At 72.6% G+C, this 13,704-nt stretch carries 11 protein-coding genes; 1 reads left to right on the top strand and 10 read right to left on the bottom strand.

The window, feature by feature from the left end; genetic code table 11:
• Nucleotide 1 precedes the first annotated feature (1 nt).
• From IEY69_RS15050 to IEY69_RS15040, 3 genes are all read right to left on the bottom strand, one after another.
• Nucleotides 2-1,045, bottom strand: a complete 1,044-nt coding sequence (locus IEY69_RS15050) for a TolC family protein (RefSeq protein WP_189073966.1) — start codon at nucleotides 1,043-1,045, stop codon at nucleotides 2-4.
• Complete coding sequence (locus IEY69_RS15045; RefSeq protein ID WP_189073965.1) at nucleotides 1,042-2,511, bottom strand: TolC family protein; 1,470 nt, start codon at nucleotides 2,509-2,511, stop codon at nucleotides 1,042-1,044. Before IEY69_RS15045 ends, IEY69_RS15050 begins: the two co-directional genes overlap by 4 nt.
• A 182-nt stretch (nucleotides 2,512-2,693) precedes the next feature.
• A complete protein-coding gene (locus IEY69_RS15040) occupies nucleotides 2,694-3,284 on the bottom strand; it encodes a TetR/AcrR family transcriptional regulator (RefSeq protein WP_189073964.1) in 591 nt (196 codons plus the stop codon).
• A 231-nt stretch (nucleotides 3,285-3,515) separates the two neighbouring features.
• On the opposite strand from IEY69_RS15040, the gene IEY69_RS15035 reads away from it, so the two are divergent.
• A complete protein-coding gene (locus IEY69_RS15035; RefSeq protein WP_189073963.1) occupies nucleotides 3,516-5,774 on the top strand; it encodes a putative bifunctional diguanylate cyclase/phosphodiesterase in 2,259 nt (752 codons plus the stop codon).
• Nucleotides 5,775-5,834: 60 nt separating this feature from the next.
• Here the strand turns inward: IEY69_RS15035 and IEY69_RS15030 are convergent, their stop codons facing one another.
• From IEY69_RS15030 to IEY69_RS15000, 7 genes are all read right to left on the bottom strand, one after another.
• On the bottom strand, nucleotides 5,835-6,272 hold the full coding sequence (locus IEY69_RS15030; protein ID WP_189073962.1) for a hypothetical protein: 438 nt from the start codon (nucleotides 6,270-6,272) through the stop codon (nucleotides 5,835-5,837).
• Nucleotides 6,273-6,341: 69 nt separating this feature from the next.
• Nucleotides 6,342-7,139 (bottom strand): HD-GYP domain-containing protein, encoded by a 798-nt coding sequence (locus IEY69_RS15025; RefSeq protein WP_189073961.1) that lies wholly within the window; start codon nucleotides 7,137-7,139, stop codon nucleotides 6,342-6,344.
• A 45-nt stretch (nucleotides 7,140-7,184) separates the two neighbouring features.
• Entirely contained in the window at nucleotides 7,185-8,927 is a 1,743-nt protein-coding gene (locus tag IEY69_RS15020; RefSeq protein ID WP_229784003.1) for an NAD-dependent malic enzyme, read from the bottom strand.
• A complete protein-coding gene (gene allE, locus IEY69_RS15015) occupies nucleotides 8,924-9,688 on the bottom strand; it encodes a (S)-ureidoglycine aminohydrolase (RefSeq protein WP_189073960.1) in 765 nt (254 codons plus the stop codon). The genes IEY69_RS15020 and allE overlap by 4 nt, the downstream gene beginning before the upstream one ends.
• Entirely contained in the window at nucleotides 9,685-11,049 is a 1,365-nt protein-coding gene (locus IEY69_RS15010; protein ID WP_189073959.1) for an allantoinase, read from the bottom strand. Before IEY69_RS15010 ends, allE begins: the two co-directional genes overlap by 4 nt.
• A complete protein-coding gene (locus tag IEY69_RS15005; RefSeq protein ID WP_189073958.1) occupies nucleotides 11,049-12,284 on the bottom strand; it encodes an allantoate amidohydrolase in 1,236 nt (411 codons plus the stop codon). The genes IEY69_RS15010 and IEY69_RS15005 overlap by 1 nt, the downstream gene beginning before the upstream one ends.
• On the bottom strand, nucleotides 12,277-13,677 hold the full coding sequence (locus IEY69_RS15000; RefSeq protein ID WP_229784002.1) for an aldolase/citrate lyase/malate synthase family protein: 1,401 nt from the start codon (nucleotides 13,675-13,677) through the stop codon (nucleotides 12,277-12,279). Before IEY69_RS15000 ends, IEY69_RS15005 begins: the two co-directional genes overlap by 8 nt.
• Between the last annotated feature and the right edge of the window lie 27 nt (nucleotides 13,678-13,704).

The following is a 13,704-nucleotide window of genomic DNA, read 5'->3' as shown; positions in this document are numbered from 1 at the left end:
GTCAGTTCACCAGCCCGGTCACGTCCTGCCCGGCGGCCACGCCCAGCGCCGCCAGGGCGCGCCACACGCTGCCCGAAGCCTGCTGCACGCCCAGCTCGGCCTGCTGCGCCTGAAGCTGCGCCTGCTGCACCTCGACCGCGGCGGCCGTCCCGGCCTTCAGGCGGGCCTGGGCGTTGCGCAGCGCCGACTGGGCGTTCGCGGCGGCCTCGCGCGCCACGCTCACGCGGGCCTGCGCGTCCTGCGCGGCCCGGTACGCGTCCCGCACGCCGGTCTGCGCGCCGCGCGTGCCGTCCTCCAGGCCGCGGGCCGCGTTCTGAAGCGCGGTGCGGGCGTCTTCCAGCGTGCGCGCCGGGGTGTAGTCGTTGTCGGCCAGGTTGACCTGCAGCGTGGCGAACGCCACGCCGTTCGCGGCCTGCACCAGCGCCGGCAGGCGTTTGTCCAGCCCGCTCTGCAGCGCGGCGAGCGTCACGCTGAGTTTCGGCGCGTCGCCGGGCGCGCCCAGCCGCAGGTCGGTCCCGGCAGGGAGGTTCAGCGTGCGGGCCAGCGCGGCCTCCAGCACCGGCAGGCTCGCCTGGGCGTTGGCGAGGTCCTGGCGGTCGCCACTCAGGGCGTTCTGCGCGCGGCTGACGTCCAGGGTGGTCGCCACGCGCGCGGCGAGGCGCGCCTGCGCGATCTTCAGCTGCCGGTCGGAGAGGTTCACCTGCGCCTGCGCCAGCGCGGTCCGCTGCGCGGCCTCGAAGGCCTGCACGTAGCCGTTGACGGCCGCCTGCGCCGCGCCGAGTTTGGCGGCGTTCAGCGCGGCCGTCTGCGCGGCGACGTCCTGTTCGGCCTGCGTGAGTGTCGTGATGAGGCTGGTGGGATCGGCCCGCACGGCCCGCAGGTTCGCCTGCGCCTTCTGCAGGTTCGCGCGGGCGGTGGTCACGTCTACGCCCTGCGTGACGGCGCGGGTGACGGCGCTGCTGAGGGTCAGGGTGGCGGTGGTCTGGGCGTGGGCCAGGGGGCTGGCGGCACTCAGGGCGAGGATCAGGGTCAGGGTGCGCTTCATGGGCGGCCTCCGGTGGGCAGGGGGGCGGGAAGGGTCAGGAGCAGTGGGTCGAGATCGGCGGTGGCCTGCGCGAGCGCGGCGCCCGCGACCCCCACGCGGTCCAGCTGGGCGCTGAGCGCCTGCTCGGCCTGCGTGAGGTTCAGCGTGGCCTGCGCCACGTCGAGTCGCGTGGCGAGCCCGGCGTCCAGGCGCGCCTGCGCGGCCTGCACGTTCAGCGCGGCGGCCCTCACCCGGGTGCGGGCGGCGACCAGCGCGCCGCGTTCGTCCTGCACGGCCTGGACGCGGGTCCGGACGTCGAGTTCGACGCTCTGGCGCGCGGCGTCCACGGCCAGCGCGGCCTGTTGCACGCCCAGTTCCGCCTGCCGCAGGACGGTGCCGTCGGTGCTGCCCAGGATCGGAATCGAAGCCGTCAGCGAGAGGTTCACGCCACTGACGGGGGACCGGGGTTCACGCAGCGGCACGCTGACCTGCGCGCCCAGCACGCCGGTCGTGAAGTTCAGGCTGCCGCTGACCGTGCGCCCCGCCGCTCCGGAGGCACTCGCCAGCTGCCCCGCGGCCACGCTCGCGGTCAGGTCCGGCAGGCGGGCGCCCAGGGCGGCCGCGTCCCGCCCGGCCAGCGCGTCGGCCAGGGTGGCCTGGGCGCGGCGCACCTCGGGGCGTGCGGCCAGCGCGCGGGCGACCAGGGTCGCCTCGTCCCCGGCGGGGGTCAGGTCGGGCAGGGGACGGCTGAGGTCGGGCGTGGCGGGCAGCGGATCGGTGCCCAGCAGGCGCGTGAGGCCCAGCCGGGCCTGCGTGACGGCGCGCGCGGCGCGGTCCCGGCCGGCCTGCGCGGCCTCCAGGGTCGCCTGACGGTCCAGCAGGACGCTCTCGGTCAGCAGACCCTGGGTGCGCTGGGCGCGGGCGACCTCCAGCAGCTGAGCGCTCAGGGTGACCTGCGCGTCCGCGAGGGTCAGGGCGTCCGCTGCGGCGCGCAGGCCCGCGTACGCCTGCCACAGCTGCGCGGTCAGGGTGCCGCGCGCGGCGCGCAGGTCCAGCGCGGCCGTCTGCACGCCGCGTTCGGCGCTGCGCACACCTTCGAGCAGCGGCGACCACGGCAGCACGGGGAGGCTGGCGCTCAGGGTGACGGTGCCGTTCCCGGTCCAGTCGCCGCCGTCCCAGGGGACCTTCGAGAGGCTGCCGCTCGCGCCGGCTGTCAGGTTCAGTCCGGCCCGCAGGCGGGCGCTGTCGAGCTGCAGCTGCGCCGAGCGGTAGGTCAGGTCCGCCGCGCGCCAGCCCGGGGCGGCGCGCAGCGCGAGCAGCAGCGCGTCCAGCGAACCTGCGGCCGGGGTGGGCGTGGTGACGGGCGCGGGCAGGCCGGGTGGGGGAGGGGCGGTCTGCGCGGCAGCCGGGCCGGACAGTCCGGGGGCGGTCAGCAGGGCTGCGGTCAGCACGGCGCGGACCAGCAGGGTGGGGGAGGCGTCGGTCATATCAGTCCTCGGGATGGGGTGGTGGTCGGCTGGTCCGCACAGCATGGGCCGGTGGACCTGAAGGGGTGTCGGCTTGTGCGTCGGGAGGGGGGCGCCCGGCTGCCATCATTAACGAGTGTAGACTCAGCTACGTCTGTCACGCGGCGTTCACTCCAGAACTGCTTCATAACTCGCGGCGCGTCTCACGGGGCCATGCCGGGCCACAGCAGGTCCATCAGCCCGCGCACGAACCGCCCTGCCTCCAGGCCGCTGCCCTGCCCCGGCATCATCTGCTCGCGGTGCACGAAGTGAGACAGGCTGCCCACGACCGTCAGGGCCGCGACCTCGGCGTCCAGGGGGCGCAGGCGACCCAGGTGAACCTCGGCCTCCAGATACGTGGCGATATTGCGCGCAGCGAGCTGCATCGGGTCACCCAGGCGCATCAGGATCGGGTTGTGCGACGTATCGTGTCCCCGGGAGAACATCACCATGAGTTTCGGTACGAGCTGCTCGGCCTCGCGCAGCATGCTCAGCAGGGCGCGTTCGAGGTTGCGGCGCACGTCGCCCTGCCCGGCGGCGCCGAGCAGTTCGGCCTGCCAGCGGGCCTGGACGTGCAGACCGATGGCCGCCACGAACAGGTCCTCCTTGCTGGCGAAGCGGTTGAACAGCGTGCCCTCCGACACGCCGGCGCGCCGGGCGATGGCGGCGGTGGTGGCACTGAAGCCCTGCTCCAGGAACACGTCCTGGGCGGCGGCGATGATCACCTCGTCACTGATCTGTCTCGGTCTCGCCATAATTGAGGATATCCTCAGGAATGAGGTGCGGGACTTGCGTCCCCGGCGGGGGGGGTGAGCCCCCCACCAGCAGACTCGCTCTGAAAAGCATGGAGCTGTTCTCATAAACAGCCCGTCACCTCTTCTCAGAATGGAGGGCGGCCTCACCCTGACCTCCCGCTTTCCATTCCGTCCAGAAGGAGCCACCCCGAGTATGTCCGCCCACCGGTACGTCCCGCAGGTCCAGTCCCCGTGACCCACCGCACCGGATGGTTCCGGGACCGCGTGGCCCTGTCCCTGCGCGTTCAGCTGCTCGGGCTGCTCGCGGCCCTGCTCGTCCCGCTGAGCGTCATCCTGCTGATCCTGCTGCCCGCGTTCATGAACGACAAGTTCACCGCCATCGAACGAACCCAGGTCCAGCAGTTCAGTGACATCGCCCGCGCAAACCTGCGCACCGAGGAAACCCGCGTGGGCCTGTTCGTCCTGAACTTCAGTCTCTGGACCGAAACCTACGAGTACGCCGCCGGCCGCAACCCCCGCTACCTCGGCGCCAACCTCGTGCCCGGGACGTTCATCGGCGGCAAGGTCGACTACTGGGGCGTCGCGGCCGCCGACGGCCGACTCCTGTCGGCAGCGGCCCTCGACGGCGACCGCATCGTGGACGCCACCGCACCCGTGCAGGACTTCATGGCCGCCCTGCCCGACCCGCTGCCCCAGGACGGCGCGGCCGGCGTGCTGCGGCGCGGCGCGGCGTCCTACATCGTCGCGGCCCGCCCCATCACCCGCGACGACGGCCAGGGCCGCGGCGGCGTCATGCTGCTGGCCCGCACCCTCACGCCCGCCGTTCTCAACGAGATCACCTACCAGGGCCGGATCTTCAGCGCCGTCCTCACCCAGCATCCAGTTCCGGACACGCAGGTCGTCTTCCTCGACGACCGCGTGCGGGCCACTTCACCCCTCGCCGCTCCGGGCGGCCCGCCGCAACTCGGCCTGGAACTCAGCATCCCGCGGGCCGTGCACGCCGCCGGACTGATCGGCGCGCGGCAGCTGCGCCTGACCATGCTGATCGCCACCCTGATTGGCATCGCCAGCTTCCTGCTGTTCCTCAACCGCCGGGTCCTGCGCGTCCTCGAAGGGTACAAGCGCGACACGCAGCTGATCGCGCACGACCCCAGCCACCGCCTCGACGCCCGCAACCGCACGGAACTGGGCGTGCTGGCCCGCACGATCAACGACCTGCTCGACCACCTCAACCTGCGCGAACAGCAGCTGCGCGACCGGTCGCAACGGGACGAACTGACCGGCGCGTTCACCCGCACCGGACTCCTCGAACGCCTCGCGCACACCCCCGTCCGCAGCGCCCTGGTGATCGAGGTCCCCAGACTCCAGGAACTCAGCGGTCTGTACGGCACCACGCGCGTCGACACGCTGCTGCGCGAACTGGCCGGCCGACTCAACGAACTCGGCCGGGAGCACGTGGTGGCGCGCCTCACCTCGAACGGCCTGGTGCTCGTCACCACCGGCCAGGACAGCCCGGACCCGGACGCCATCCTGCGTGACCTCGAACGGCCCTTCCACCTGAACGAGAACGAGGTCTCCGTGAAACTCACCGGCGGTTACGCCGAATCCCCGTACGCCCTGCCGGTCACGACCCTGCTGCGCCAGGCCAATATCGCGCTGCAGCATGCCATGGACGAACGCCAGCACTGCGGCCTGTTCAACGAGGACATGCTGCGCCAGAGCCAGTACGGCCACCTGCTCGAATCCGCCCTGCAAGGCGCCGATCAGCGCGGCGAACTGACGCTGCTGTACCAGCCGATCCGTGACCTGAGCAGCGGCCGGTGGGTGGCGATGGAATCCCTGATGCGCTGGCACCACCCGACCCTGGGCGACGTGCCTCCGGGGACCTTCATCCCGATCGCCGAGCGCGCCGGCCTGATCACCCGCCTGGGCGACTGGGCCCTGCGGCGCGCGCTGCTTGACGCGCAGGCCGCGCAGCAGATCGCGCCGGTCCGCGTGAATGTCAACGTCAGCCCCCTGCAGCTGCTCAGCCAGGATTTCGCGCAGAGCGTCCTGAACATCCTCCGTGAACTTCAGGTCGACCCGGCCGTGCTGACCCTCGAGGTCACGGAAAGCAGCGTCATGCAGAACGTCACGCTCGCCTGCCGTCACCTCGAACAGCTGCGGGCCGTGGGCGTTCAGGTCGCGCTGGACGACTTCGGCAGTGGCCACTCCAGCCTGGCGCTGCTGGCCGACCTGCCGCTGGACACCGTCAAACTCGACCGGGCGTTCCTGCGGGACGGCACGCGCGGCGGCACCCGCGGCGCGCTGCTGGGCAGCACCATCCGCCTCGCCCGCGATCTGGGACTGCGCACGGTCGCCGAAGGCGTGGAGGACGAGGCCATGCTGGACCTCCTATGGTCCCTGGACTGCGGCGCGGCGCAGGGCTACCACATCGCCCGGCCCGAACCGCTGCCCGAGATCCTGGAACGCCTGCGCCTGCGCCGCTGAAGGGCCGTCGACTCCTGCCGGCCGGCCCCGCCGGTCAGGACAGACCGCCGGACGACCGGATCAGTCGGGCAGGAACGGCCCGACCGCCTGCCGGACGGCCAGCACGTCCGGCAGCGCCCCGGGATTGAGGTGCAGGACCGTCACGATGGTGATGCCGGGGGGCACGTCACTGACGGTCGGCGTGGGCGTGCGCCGCCGATCCCGCCCGTACGTCCGCGACGACAGCACGATACCGGCCACCGGTGCCTGCGCGCGCGGATCGAACAGTTCGTAATCCAGCCGCAACGAGGGCATCTTCCGCAGCGTGCCCTGCGTGCCCCCCGCGGGGACATCCAGTGCCAGCACGTCATGCAGGATCACGGCGCCCCGCACCTCGATCTGCCGGTCGCGCAGGGCAAGTTTCAGGTGCCGTTCGAACCGGTCGTCCACCCGCGACCGTTCCACCCGTGGGTCCTCGGTCTTCGGCGCCTCAGTCCTTTTCAGAAAGTTCAGCGGCATACGTCATCGTACCGAGCGGGCCGACGATCACAACGTCTCAGCACACCATGACGGGCAGCGCCGACCCGGTCACGCGCCACCCAGCGTGCTGAGCTCAGCCGGGTCCGGGGCGGCGTCGGCTGCGGCGGCCGGGGCAGCCTTGTCCGGCAGCTGGTACAGGTCCAGCGCGCCGGACCGCAGAAACGCCTCGACCAGATCCGGGTCGAACTGGGAACCCATGCCCGCCCTCAGTTCCTGCATGACGTGGTCGAGGGGCAGCGGCGGCCGGTAGGGCCGGCTGGTCAGCATGGCGTCCACCGCGTCCGCCACCGCCAGCAGGCGGCCCTGGATGGGAATGTCCTGCCCCCGCAGGCCCTCCGGGTAGCCCCGACCGTCGAAGCGTTCATGGTGGTACAGCACGTAGGGCCGCGCAGGCGCCAGGGCAGGAAAGCCGCTGATCATGTGCGCGCCGATGACCGGGTGCCGCTGAATGTCACGGTACTCTGACGCGTCGAGTCGCCCCGGCTTGCACAGCACCGTGTCGGAAATCGACGTCTTGCCGATGTCGTGCAGGACCGCGCCCAGCCGCACCTCCTCCAGCTGTGCGGCCGACCATCCGAGCGTCTGCGCGATCAGCAGCGCGCTGCGCTGCACGCGCTGGGTGTGCTCGCGGGTGTACGCGTCGTGCGCGCCCAGCGCGACCACGAAGGCGTTCACGACCGCCAGGGTGGCGGCCTCCAGTTCGGCCTCGCGCAGTTTGTAGCGGTGGAACAGCGTGCCGAATTCCTCGGCGTACCGCTCCAGCTGCGCGGCGTACAGCTGGAGCTCCTGCAGCCGGGCGTCCTCACCGGGCGCCGGCCCAGCGGACAGAGGCAGCACGTCGCTCATGCGTCCAGCGTACGCAGCCCCGTCGTGCACGATTCTTTCAGCGGGTCACATGGAGGGGTGTCCACCCGACGGGCGGAACGGTAGGTACGTCGGCTGCCAGAACTTGCGCCGGACGGTGTCCAGCAGCCCCGCGTCGCTCTGGCCGCGCAGCGTGAACTCGGTGGCGACGCCGTCCGCGAGCGCCTGCCGGATCACGGCCACCGCCACGTGAATGCTCGCGTGACTCAGTTCGTCCACCGGCGGGTACGTGCGGCCCGGGTGGTTCGCCTGCGTGTACTCCGCCAGAGCGTACGCGGCGGCCGTGACCATCTCGTCCGTGACCTCGCGCACGCGGGCCAGGATCGCGCCGAAGCCCAGCCCGGGGAAGATGAACGCGTTGTTCCCCTGCCCGATCTCGTGCATCTCGCCGTGCAGGCTGACCGGGTCGAAGGGACTGCCGGTCGCCACGATCGCCTGCCCGCCGGTCCAGGCCAGGATGTCCGCCGGGAGGGCCTCCGCGAACGCGGTGGGGTTGCTCAGCGGGAACACCAGCGGGCGGGGCGTGTTGGCGTGCGTGGCCCGCACCACGCCCTCGCTGAAGATGCCCGGCTGCCCGCTGAGGCCCAGCAGCACCGTTGCCCGCGCCTCGCGGATCACGCTTTCGAGGTCGGTGCCCGCCCAGCCGTCCGTCAGGGCCTTCGGCGTGGCCAGCGCCCGCTTGTAGTCCTCCATGCGCCGGTCGTCGGTGAGCAGCCCACGCGAGTCGAGCACAAACACCCGCGCCGCTATCTCGGCTTCACTCAGGCCCTCGCGGCGCATGCCCTCGCGGATCGCCAGGGCCACCCCGGCCCCACCCGCGCCCGCGCCGTGCACGACGACCACCTGATCGCGCAGCGCCTCGCCCTTCATCCGGCAGGCGTTCAGCACCCCGGCCAGCACCACCGCGCCCGTGCCCTGAATGTCGTCGTTGAAGCTCGGCACGACCCGGCGGTAGCGGCTCAGCACCTCGAACGCCGCGTCCTTGCTGAAGTCCTCCCACTGGATGATCGCCTTCGGGTACCGCTGCAGCGTCGCCTCCACGAAGCGGTCCACGAACCGCAGGTACTCGTCGCCGGTCAGGCGCTCGTGCTTCACGCCCAGGTACGCCGGGTCGTCCCGCAGGTCCGCGCGCCCGGTCCCGACATCCAGTTCCACGGGGAGGGTCTTGTCCGGCCCCACGCCGCCCGCCACGGTGTACAGCGACAGTTTCCCGATGCTGATCGCCATGCCCCCGAAGCCCTGGTCCCCGATGCCCAGGATCGCGCTGCTGTCGGTCGCCACGATGATCCGCACGTCGTTCAGCGGCACGTTCGCCAGCGCCGCCCCGGCCCGGTCGATGTTGCGGGTGCTCAGCGTCAGGCCGCGCGGATAACGGTAGATCTGGCTGAACCGCTGCACCGCCAGGCCCACCGTCGGCGTGTACACCACGGGCAGCATCTCCTCCACGTGCGCGGAGAGCAGCGCGTAGAACAGCACTTCGTTGCGGTCCTGCAGGTTGCGCAGGAACACGTGCCGGTCCAGCGGCTCGGTGATCTGCGCGTACTCCGCGTACTGCCGCTCGACCAGCGCGTCCAGCGTGTCCACCTGCGGGGCCAGCAGGCCGTCCAGACCCAGCGCCTCCCGCTCAGCCTCCGTGAACGCCGTGCCCTTGTTCAGCAGCGGGAAGCGCAGCAGCGGAAACCCACGCACCAGCGGGTGCAGGTAACGGTGGCCGTCCTCGCCGCGGCGGACGTCGTAGTGGTCGGTCAGGGGCAGGGTGCGTCTGGTCACGGCTGGCCTCCGGTCAGGGTGAGGGGATGGCGGTTCATGTCCTTGAACAGCAGGTACTTGCTCCAGTCGCGGCCCAGCGCCCCATACCACTGCGGGCAGTGCGCGCCCATCCAGATCACGTCCCCCGTGGAAACGGGGTAATACGCCTCCTGCAGCTTGTACAGGCCCTCGCCCGAGAGCATCAGCAGACCGTGCTCCATGTAATGCACCTCCGTGTACGGCAGGGTCGCGCCCGGCGCGAAACTCATGGTGCTCATCATGAAATCGAAACGCGGATCGTCCGGCAGCAACTTGCGCGCGATCAGCCGCTCGTCGCCCTCGAACGGCGCACCCGGATTCTCCCGCTCGTTCCCCCAACACACCGGCGGAGCGTCCACGCCCGGCGCGCCCTGGTACGGCTTCTCGAACACCGCCACCCTCGCCGCGCCCCGCGCCTCCAGCGTGTGCGCGACCCCCGCCGGGAAGAACACGTGATCCGACTCGCGCAGCGTCCGCGACTCGCCGTCCACCTCCACCTGCACCTCGCCGTCCAGCACGAACACGAACCGCTGGTAGCCCAGCGCCGACTCGCGCGCCCGCGCCCCGGCCGTCATCTCAGCCGTGAACTGCACGAACCTCGCCCCCAGCCCGATCACCGGCGCGATGTGCAGCACGACCGCGCTGCCGGGCCACTCGGCCAGCGCCGTGCGGACGAACGTATCGGGCGTGATTACCGCGTGCGCCTCACGCAACGCGGAACGGGTGACTCCCAGGTGTTTCATGCAGTCTCCTTAGTCGGGCGCAGCAGCTGCCCCCGCACGGACTCGTCGAATAGGGCCCCGCCGGGCGTCTGCGCGAACACGCGCTGCCCGCGCAGGTACGTGGCCTGCACCCGTCCCCGGAAGCTCTGCCCCCGGTACGGGTTGCCGTGGTGGCGGTCGTGCAGTTCGGTCAGCGTGAACGTCTCGTCCAGCCGCACCAGGGCAAGGTCGGCGTCCGCGCCCAGCCGCAGCGCGCCCTTGCTGCCCAGCCGGAAGCGCCGCGCGGGATTCAGCGAGGCGACTGCCGCGACCAGTTCCAGCGGCACGTCCCGCTGCCAGTACCCGCCGTCCAGCAGGACGTTCAGGGTGGACTGCGCGCCGCTGATCCCGCCCCAGATGGCGAAGAAGTCCTCCCCGGTCTTCAGTTCGGGCGGGGCGGGGGAGTGGTCGCTGCCGACCGTGTCGATCCGCCCGGCCTTCAGCGCCGCCCACAGCGCCTCGCGGGCGCCCGCGTCCCGGATGGGCGGCGCGCACTTCAGCAGCGCACCGACCCGCTCGACGTCCTCCCCGGTCCAGTGGAGGTAGTGCGGGCAGGTCTCGGCGGTGACGTCCACGCCGCGCGCGCGGGCCTCGGCGGCCAGGGTGACGCCACGCGCGGTGCTGAGGTGCACGAGGTGCAGGGCCGCGCCGGTCTCCTCGGCAAAGCAGATCGCGCGGCCCACCGCCTCGGCCTCCGTGACTGGCGGGCGCGACGCGAGGTAATCCCGCACGCCCGCCCGGCCCTGCTCGCGCGCCACCTGCGACAGCGTGCGGGTGAACGCGTCGCTCTCGGCGTGCGTGGCGACGACCAGCCCGGCCCGCCGCGCGGCGCGCATCCCCTCGAACAGCGTCACGTCGTCCACGGCGGGGAACTCGTCCAGGCCACTGTGGCTCATGAACGCCTTGAAGCCGATCACGCCGCACGCCGCCAGCTCATCCAGTTCCGTCAGGTTCAGCGGCGTCAGGCCGCCCCACAGGCCGAAATCCAGCCGGGACTTCGCCTCGCCCAGCGCCCGTTTCTCCGCGAAGGCCCGCGCGTCCAGCAGCGGCGGCGAGGAATTCAGCGGCATGTCCAGGAAGCTCGTCGCGCCGCCCGCCGCCAGCGCGCGCGTGCCGGTGTCGAAGCCCTCCCAGTGCGTGCGGCCCGGTTCGTTCAGGTGCACGTGGGCGTCCACCACGCCGGGGAAGACGTGCAGCCCGGTCGCGTCGATCTCCTCACGGGCGGGCGCGAACACGTCCAGCGCGAGACTCACGATCCGCCCGTCCTCCACCCCCAGATCCGCGAGGATCGGGCCGTGCGGCGTGACCAGCGTCCCCCCCCGGACGATCAGGTCCAGCGCCATCAGCGCGTCCCCTCACGCCCGGCCAGCGCGCGGACGAACGCCACGCCCACCCGCAGCGCGGCGTCCACGTCCCCTGCGTTCACGGTCTCGTCCGGGTGGTGACTCAGCGCGTTCGGCGAGCGCAGGAACAGCATCGCGGCGGGCATCCTCTCTGCGAGGATCATCGCGTCGTGCCCGGCCCCGCTGACCAGATCGGGCGCACCCAGGCCCTCCTGCGCGGCCGCCGCGCGCAGCAGGTCACGGAAGGAGGCGTCCATCGGGATGGCGGGCTGCGCCATCTTGTGCGTGACGTCCAGAGAGACGCCGCGTTCCTCCGCGAAGGTCCGCGCCGCGTTCAGCAACGCCTCCAGCGCCCCGGCCCGCACCGCGTCGTCCTCATGCCGGAGGTCCAGCGTGCAGTGCGCCGCGCCGGGAATCACGTTGATCGCCCCGGGCCGCGCGGTCATCACACCCACCGTCGCCACCAGCCCCGGCGTGGCGCGCGCCCGGTCCTCGGCGGCCACTGCGAAGCGCGCCGCCGCCGCCAGGGCGTCCCGGCGGTGCCCCATCGGCGTGGTGCCCGCGTGCGCCGCCTGCCCCGTGAAGTCCAGCAACACGCGGTCCTGGCCCACGATGGCACTCACCACACCCACCGCCGCGCCCGCCGCCTGCAGCACCGGCCCCTGCTCGATGTGGAATTCCAGGAAGCCCAGCGCCCCGCCCTGCACCACGGCGTCCGGCAGGGCCGCGTCGTCCAGGCCGTACGCGCGGATGGCGTCCAGCACGCTCGCCCCCTGCGCGTCCCGCAGGGTCAGCAGCGGCTCCAGCGTGCCGGTCAGGGCGCGGCTTCCGATGAACGGCACGCCGAACCGCACGCCCTCCTCCTCGCTGAAGGCCAGCAGTTCCAGCGCGAACGGCAGCGCCTCGTCCCGCAGCGCCTCCGCGACCGCGAAGGCCAGCGTGACGCCCAGGACCCCGTCGAAGGCCCCGGCGTTCGGCACGGTGTCCACGTGCGAGCCCAGGAACAGCGTGGGCGCGTCCGGCGTCGGTCCGGCCCGCCGCGCGCGGAGGTTCCCAGCGGCGTCCACGCGCACCTCCAGGTCCAGCTCGTGCGCCCAGGCGGTCAGGAAGGCGGTCACGTCGCGGCTGGGCGCGCTGAGGAACGTGCGGGTGATCTCGCCCGGCACCTCGGTGTGGGCGGCCAGGGTCGCGCAGGCGTCCAGCGCGCGGCGCGACAGCAGAGTCAGGTCAGTCATGGAAGGTCCTTTCGTTGAGGGTCAGGCGGTGGGCTTCCAGGGGAACATACGCCGGGGCCGCGTCGGCCAGGACGACATGATCAAGCAGGCGAGCTTCGGGCGTGTCGTCGGGGCGCAGGGCGCGGCGCAGCGTGCGGTACGCGGCCCGGTCGAAGACGCTGCCGTCGTCCAGCGGCGCCCCCACGCGCACCCACTGCCACAGCAGCGCGCGGGCGAGTTCCGCCGTGGCGGTGTCCTCGATCCGCCCGTTCCGGGTGATCACGCCCCGCCCGGCGAACCACGCGCCGAACACGTCCAGCGCGAGGCCCAGCGTGTCCCGCACCTCGGCCGCGGGGAGCGGGCCGGGGTCCGGGAGGGCCAGCAGCCGCTCACGCGTCACGGGGGCGGTCGGGGCAGGGGTGGGCGTGGGGGTTGCCAGTCCCTCCCGCACCGCGTCCAGCAGTTCCGGCAGGCCCGCCCACGCGCCCTGGAAGCCCTGCGCGGCCTCACGCGCCTTGTCGGCCCGGACGGCGTCCAGCGCCAGGGTGGGGTTGAGTGGGTCTGGGCTGACCGCTGCCGTCCCGCCGACCGCCTGCGCGCCGCGGGCGCGGCACACGTCCACGAGCGCCTGCGCGTAGGCATGCATGGCGTCCACGTCCATCCCCAGCCCGGCGCGTGGGGGGACGGGGACCGTCCGGGTGGCCCCGGTGGTCTTCACGAGGCTGAACACGTAGTCCCAGCGGCCCGCGTTCAGCCCGAACGCCCACTCGCGCAGTTCGGACAGCAGGGCGTCCATGTGCAGAAGGCCCGGCAGCGTCTCGATCTGCAGGCACACGCGCAGCGTGCCGGGATTCAGGCCCAGGTGCCCTTCTGCGACGCGCAGCGCGGTCGCCCAGGCACGGGCCTGCACGACAGATTCCAGTTTCGGCAGGTACAGGTGCGGCACGCGGCCCGGCCGCGCGGTCAGCAGCGCCGCCAGATCGCACAGCGCCCCGCGCGCGGGCTGTCCAGCGAAGGTCAGGCCCGGCTGTGGCGCGTACAGCGCGCGGGGCCGCGCCAGCAGCGGCACGTCCGCCGCGAGCCACTCGGGCAGGGCCGCCCAGGCCGCCGCGACATTCGCCGGGGTGGGGGCGAAGGTGTCGTCGAAGTCGATCACGACGGCGTCCGCGCCGCTGCTCAGGGCGGCGCGCAGCGCGGGGAGGTCGCTGGCCTCCACGATCAGTTCCGCGCGGCCCGCGCTCAGGTCGTCCGGGACGGGAGCGGCGCGGTAGTCCGTGACGGGCGGCGCGGCGTCCAGCGGGCCGGGTGCGTCCACGGCCGTCCACGCGTCCGCCAGCGCGGCGTGCAGCGCCTCGGCCAGCGCGCGGGCGGCGGAGGAGGGGAGATCAGGCGGGTTCACGGACACCACCGGCACGGATTGAGCATGCGGCAGCATAGTGCC

It is taken from the genome of Deinococcus sedimenti (genome assembly GCF_014648135.1).
GTDB lineage: Bacteria > Deinococcota > Deinococci > Deinococcales > Deinococcaceae > Deinococcus > Deinococcus sedimenti.
The sequence above is the reverse complement of the archived record's forward strand: the minus strand, read 5'-3'. Positions and strand labels throughout refer to the sequence as shown.

What these genes read in the sequence shown, in the direction of transcription:
- IEY69_RS15050 (WP_189073966.1), bottom strand. Translation starts at nt 1,045, where the DNA reads ATGAAGCGCACCCTGACCCTGATCCTCGCCCTGAGTGCCGCCAGCCCC.
- IEY69_RS15030 (WP_189073962.1), bottom strand. Translation starts at nt 6,272, where the DNA reads ATGCCGCTGAACTTTCTGAAAAGGACTGAGGCGCCGAAGACCGAGGAC.
- IEY69_RS15025 (WP_189073961.1), bottom strand. Translation starts at nt 7,139, where the DNA reads ATGAGCGACGTGCTGCCTCTGTCCGCTGGGCCGGCGCCCGGTGAGGAC.
- IEY69_RS15040 (WP_189073964.1), bottom strand. Translation starts at nt 3,284, where the DNA reads ATGGCGAGACCGAGACAGATCAGTGACGAGGTGATCATCGCCGCCGCC.
- allE (WP_189073960.1), bottom strand. Translation starts at nt 9,688, where the DNA reads ATGAAACACCTGGGAGTCACCCGTTCCGCGTTGCGTGAGGCGCACGCG.
- IEY69_RS15010 (WP_189073959.1), bottom strand. Translation starts at nt 11,049, where the DNA reads ATGGCGCTGGACCTGATCGTCCGGGGGGGGACGCTGGTCACGCCGCAC.
- IEY69_RS15005 (WP_189073958.1), bottom strand. Translation starts at nt 12,284, where the DNA reads ATGACTGACCTGACTCTGCTGTCGCGCCGCGCGCTGGACGCCTGCGCG.
- IEY69_RS15045 (WP_189073965.1), bottom strand. Translation starts at nt 2,511, where the DNA reads ATGACCGACGCCTCCCCCACCCTGCTGGTCCGCGCCGTGCTGACCGCA.